The 4,535-nt window shown below is 56.1% G+C and carries 5 protein-coding genes and 1 pseudogene; 2 read left to right on the plus strand and 4 right to left on the minus strand.

Annotated features, from left to right (window positions below):
• Positions 1–44 precede the first annotated feature (44 nt).
• Together ACRESD_RS02340 and ACRESD_RS02345 are read right to left on the minus strand one after the other, a co-directional pair.
• Entirely contained in the window at positions 45–494 is a 450-nt protein-coding gene (locus tag ACRESD_RS02340) for a hypothetical protein (RefSeq protein WP_431749459.1), read from the minus strand.
• Positions 495–1,004: 510 nt separating this feature from the next.
• The gene (locus ACRESD_RS02345) at positions 1,005–1,151 is read right to left on the minus strand and encodes a hypothetical protein (RefSeq protein ID WP_431749456.1); all 147 of its coding nucleotides are present in this window, start codon (positions 1,149–1,151) and stop codon (positions 1,005–1,007) included.
• A 137-nt stretch (positions 1,152–1,288) separates the two neighbouring features.
• Here ACRESD_RS02345 and ACRESD_RS02350 point away from each other — a divergent pair, with 137 nt between their 5' ends.
• Entirely contained in the window at positions 1,289–1,519 is a 231-nt protein-coding gene (locus tag ACRESD_RS02350; RefSeq protein ID WP_431749457.1) for a hypothetical protein, read from the plus strand.
• A gap of 152 nt (positions 1,520–1,671) precedes the next feature.
• On the opposite strand, the gene ACRESD_RS02355 is transcribed toward ACRESD_RS02350, so the two are convergent.
• Entirely contained in the window at positions 1,672–1,875 is a 204-nt protein-coding gene (locus tag ACRESD_RS02355) for a hypothetical protein (protein WP_431749458.1), read from the minus strand.
• Between the two features lie 249 nt (positions 1,876–2,124).
• Positions 2,125–2,529, minus strand: a complete 405-nt coding sequence (locus ACRESD_RS02360) for a TraR/DksA family transcriptional regulator (protein ID WP_010564800.1) — start codon at positions 2,527–2,529, stop codon at positions 2,125–2,127.
• Between the two features lie 373 nt (positions 2,530–2,902).
• Here ACRESD_RS02360 and ACRESD_RS02365 point away from each other — a divergent pair.
• A pseudogene (locus tag ACRESD_RS02365) lies at positions 2,903–4,535 on the plus strand (hypothetical protein); the annotation flags it as partial.

Raw genomic sequence — 4,535 nt, forward strand, 5'->3', positions numbered from 1 at the left:
GTAGTAGAGGTTCCGGAAGTGCAAGGTACACAACGTATTTAGAGCTACTCACTGGCCTTGAAGGTCACCAGTTCACCCTTGCGCCACTTGGCGGCCTTGCCAGTCACGGCCTTGAGGGTTTTGGTCAGGCCTTCCTGCAGCTGTTCGTTAGCGGCAAACACCAGCATCACGCTATGGCCTTCCTTGAACAGAATGCCCTGGCCCTCGGGAGTGGAGACGAAGGCGTAATCGCCCAAGCCATACACCGTCAACTTGATGTCACGGAACTTCAGTTCGAACTTGCCACCTTCACGACTGGGCAACACGGCTGCACGAAAATGGTCGCCAACCTTGAGCTCCAGGCGTGGCTTGTCATCCACGACCATTGCCGCTTCGGTATCGATCTCGGCGATATAGATGCCTTCTGGCGTTTGTTCAGTGACATAAACAAAACGGGATTGGAACTGCTTGACCAACTTTGCGCGCAAATCACCCAGCACGAATAACGCATGCATATCCAGATTACTGACTGCCAAGGAAACGCCCCCACATCAAAAAGGTGCAACCCGCTGAAGCGGGCAGCACAAAAAACGGCCATTACGGCACGATCACATATTCGTCAAAAAACTGAAGAGACCCCGCTGGTGCACCAGAAGACTAGTACAGGCAGGCGCGGATGACCTTGTGCAAGGTCATCCGGCACCACAGCAAATCACAGGTTTAACAACCCGAGAATACGGGTCGACCAACTTCAGAGAATAACCCTAATAAAAACGCAGTTTTCTGACGCCCGGCATAAAAGAAAATACTCGCGCATGGAACCAGGCGCGCAGTGCCGACGACAATACTAAAACAGCAACACGGGTCAAAACCACCCGAAATGCTGCTGATGGGTCAACATGATCGATCGACAGGAGCTCGCGATGAACCGACCTCAACACAACGCTACAACTTCAAGCGCAAGTTCAACATGTCATGACAGGCGCCAATACTACTGCTTGCACAACCCCGATGGGTATTTGAATTCAGTCCTTTATCAGGTCGTTCCGGCCGGAAAGAACTTTTTCCATGTACTTGAGGTCACCAGCGGCAGGGTCAGAGGTTTCCGCAGCGACCACATCAAGGCCTGTGAGTTGGCCAAACAACTGGAGGCCAAGCTGCATGCCTTTCACGGGGGCATCGTTTCGTCAGCCGGATGACTTTACTGCGCCGCCGTCGCCCAACAACTGCCATACTGCCCCGTCCATTGAAGTTTGCCCCTCGTGGGTCAGGTTTCATCAGTGCAGTTACCTTGAAGGGAAGGCTATACGTGACGGAATTTGATATTGGCGAGTTTTTTATCCATGGCGACGCCCGGGAAATAGACGGTGAGTTTCAAGCGGTCATCATCATGCGGGCCAAACCACCGCTGAGCACAGTCACGCTGCATCAGGTTGAAAAAGACCGTTGGTTCAAAACCGTTGACGCCGCTGCCGTTGCCGCAAAAGAGGCTGCCAAGGCCCTCAAGACTGCCGTGGATTCAGGCGCACTCAATTCCTGAGAATCGCGAGGCCATCGGCTCGCTGAAGAAGTGAAACTGATCGACGCCCGCTCTGTCCCCCCAACAAGCGCAGTGTCTCAAGGAAGAACTGCGCGAAAATGTTTGGGCGAGTTGAACCAGCGCTTACATCAACAACCGCAAGAGCACCCGTCTCAATGCAGGCTGTCTGACTGTTCCAGGCTCATCAACGCCTGCCACGCAGCCCTGCACTCCTCTGCCTCATCGCGACTGGCAAATGCGGTGCCGCGCTGCTCGCCATTGAGCAATACAACCCAGCAAGCCCTCTGACCCAGTGCACGCAAGGTTTCAGGTACGCCACTGCCGATCATCACGGCAACATCGACTTTGTTTTGCATGGAGCTTCTCCGCAGCATTAGTTAGCTGGCTAACAATGTTGGCCATGCTACGGTTTTCTGCCAGTTGGAAAAAGCTATCATCTGAATAGCTGCGTTGCATAAACCGCAACAATCACTGGCGAGGTGCGCTTGTTCGGCGATGCGCCCAGCATCTTCGCGGGCCAGGTCATAGATATGCTGGTGAACGTTATCCAGACCGACTTGGAAATGTCTCTGGGGAGCCGATAGGAAGGCCCCCCGTACACCGCATCAGGCTTGACGCTGGTGCTTGTCGATCTGCTCGTGGCGCTCTTGCGCTTCGATACAGTACTTGGTGGTCGGGCTGATCAGCAGGCGCTTGAGGCCGATAGGCTCACCGCTGTCATCACACCAGCCGAAGGAGTCTTCCTTGATGCGCTCCAGGGCACGCTCAAGTTGCGGCAGCATACGCTGGTCGCGGTCGATGGCGTTCACCAGCCAAGTGCGCTCTTCTTCAACGGAAGCAGCATCAGCCGGGTCAGCCGGGGTGTCCAGGCTTTCAATGGCGATGCGGTTCTGTTCAATGCGCTCGTGGTGTTCCACTTTCATGTCTTGCAGCAACTGCTCGAAAAAAGCGTGCTGTTCGGCATTCATGTAGTCATCCGCCGGCATGGCCAGCAACTTTTCCTTTGTCATTTATTTCTCTATAAAAAATACGTGCATTAAGGCGAATAAGGGAGCGTTCCGGCCGACCTCTGCAGGTCTCGGAAGGGCGCCGTCCATTCCAAGCGCCACCCGGCACTCAATTTACGAGGGGCGGCAGTCTAAGGCCGACTTGAGGGCGCAGCAACTGAAAAGACAGGCAATTTTTCCGAGATAACCTCCAAAAGCACCAGGACGAGCTCGGCGAATGGTCATCGGAGTGCGTTTATAGCAAGAAATTCAGTGTTGTGGAGATATTCAGAAGACAAACGGTTAACCGCCCCCTCAGCAATACCTAACGCCTTCCAGGGCACGAATACGAGTTAGCTAGGGGCCCACGCGTTAATCATTGTGAAAAGGAATGCTCATGTCCGTAAGTTCTTCTCGGTTATCTGCCACCTCACCGCTGGCCGGTGCGATCAGCACCCAATTCGCCTCTCGCCCGCGACTGGTTGCGGTGATAGGCCAACTCCTGGCGACCCTAATCAGCAAAACCTACCCGACGCTGTCCATCGACCTCACTCGCACCACATTGCTGACACCCACCTCCCGTGGCGGTTGGAGCCGAACACCACTGCTGCCGCGCGTCATCGACTATCTCGCCAATGGCACCCCGCTGGACTTCAGCGATCGCCACGGCCGCAGTTGTTACCTCAGTGACCATCCTCCTACCCACCTGACGTTAGGTGATGCGCAACCGCTGGACCTGCAAGTGGTCCTGGGGCTAATCCAGACACTGCCCAGGACATTGCCCGTTGCCCTGCAAGACGCCCTCGCGGCCTACTGGAATGAAGACAGCGATCAAGGCATTTCACGCTGGCGCTGGCTCAGTGATGCACTGCGAGACACGTTGCAAATCACTACCTTGCAGCGTAATGACCTCATGCAAGAAGAGCGCGAAATGCTCAGTCAATTGGTCAATCACCCAGACCGGGACCAGCGCATAGCCCGGTTCGGCGAGTCGGCAGTACGCGCCTACCTTCCCCACGCCAGTTTCACCGCAGGTCAACGCGCCCACCACCGGCTGGGGACGGATCTGCTGCTGTTGTGTGTGGTCAACCATCGCACCTACACATTGCGGTGTCCGTTGGCGGGCCCCTACGAACGTTTTGAGTTCATGGACGACGCGTTGCAAACCTGGGCCTGGCGCACAGAACCCGATGCAGCGGTAGAGTGCGTTACCCCACAACTGCTTGAGCCGGAAGGTAATCTGTTCGATGCCCAGGCATCCGCTATTCTCAACTGGCAGTTACAACAACTGCGTGATCTGAAACTGGGCATCATGTTTGGGCTTGAAGCCCTGAAGTCTGTATACCGGCACATTACCGACCCCTGGATGAGTTTTCTCGACGCCCCGATGTCCACCCCTCCCGTGCTGACCACCGTGCGCAACCAGTTGCCTGACTGGCTCAGCCAAGCCACCCCAACTGAACGTGCAAGCTACCGGTACCACAGCCTGCAACTGGCCAGCGCGAAAAAACTCAGCGAAGGCTTGACCTTTCTCAGCGATGTGCCGGATATCCGCACCTACACCCAAACCGCCTTGCTCAACCAACTGCGCCAGGATGCATTACGACTCGGGCAGGCCACAACAGAGCCGATTCTACCCGACGACCTTCAACTGACCTTCCATGTCGCCGCCGGCTACCCTGGCGGTGCTGGGTATGTCGAGAACGTCGACATGAACCTCACTGACCTGGCGATCAATAATTTGCAAGGCCAGCCAAAGGGCACGCTGACGATTGCCCATCGCAGCGGCCAAGCGCTGCCCGCCTGGCTGACCGCCGACTACATCCATGGCAGTGATGGTTTGATACAACGTCTGGACATCGGCAAGACCTACCCGCAGATGCTCAAATCCCAACTACTTGGCGACGCCGACTCAACTCGCCAACGTGAGCAGCGCTTTGCCGAGCAGACCTCTGCGCAATTGCCCCTGCTCGCGCTAGAGCTGAGCCTGCGCCGTGCCAACGGCGTCACAGCACTGGGCGCCGCCTATG

It is taken from the genome of Pseudomonas sp., from assembly GCF_050739995.1.
Taxonomy (GTDB): Bacteria; Pseudomonadota; Gammaproteobacteria; order Pseudomonadales; family Pseudomonadaceae; genus Aquipseudomonas.

What these genes read in the sequence shown, in the direction of transcription:
- ACRESD_RS02340 (WP_431749459.1), bottom strand. Translation starts at nt 494, where the DNA reads ATGCATGCGTTATTCGTGCTGGGTGATTTGCGCGCAAAGTTGGTCAAG.
- ACRESD_RS02355 (WP_431749458.1), bottom strand. Translation starts at nt 1,875, where the DNA reads ATGCAAAACAAAGTCGATGTTGCCGTGATGATCGGCAGTGGCGTACCT.
- ACRESD_RS02360 (WP_010564800.1), bottom strand. Translation starts at nt 2,529, where the DNA reads ATGACAAAGGAAAAGTTGCTGGCCATGCCGGCGGATGACTACATGAAT.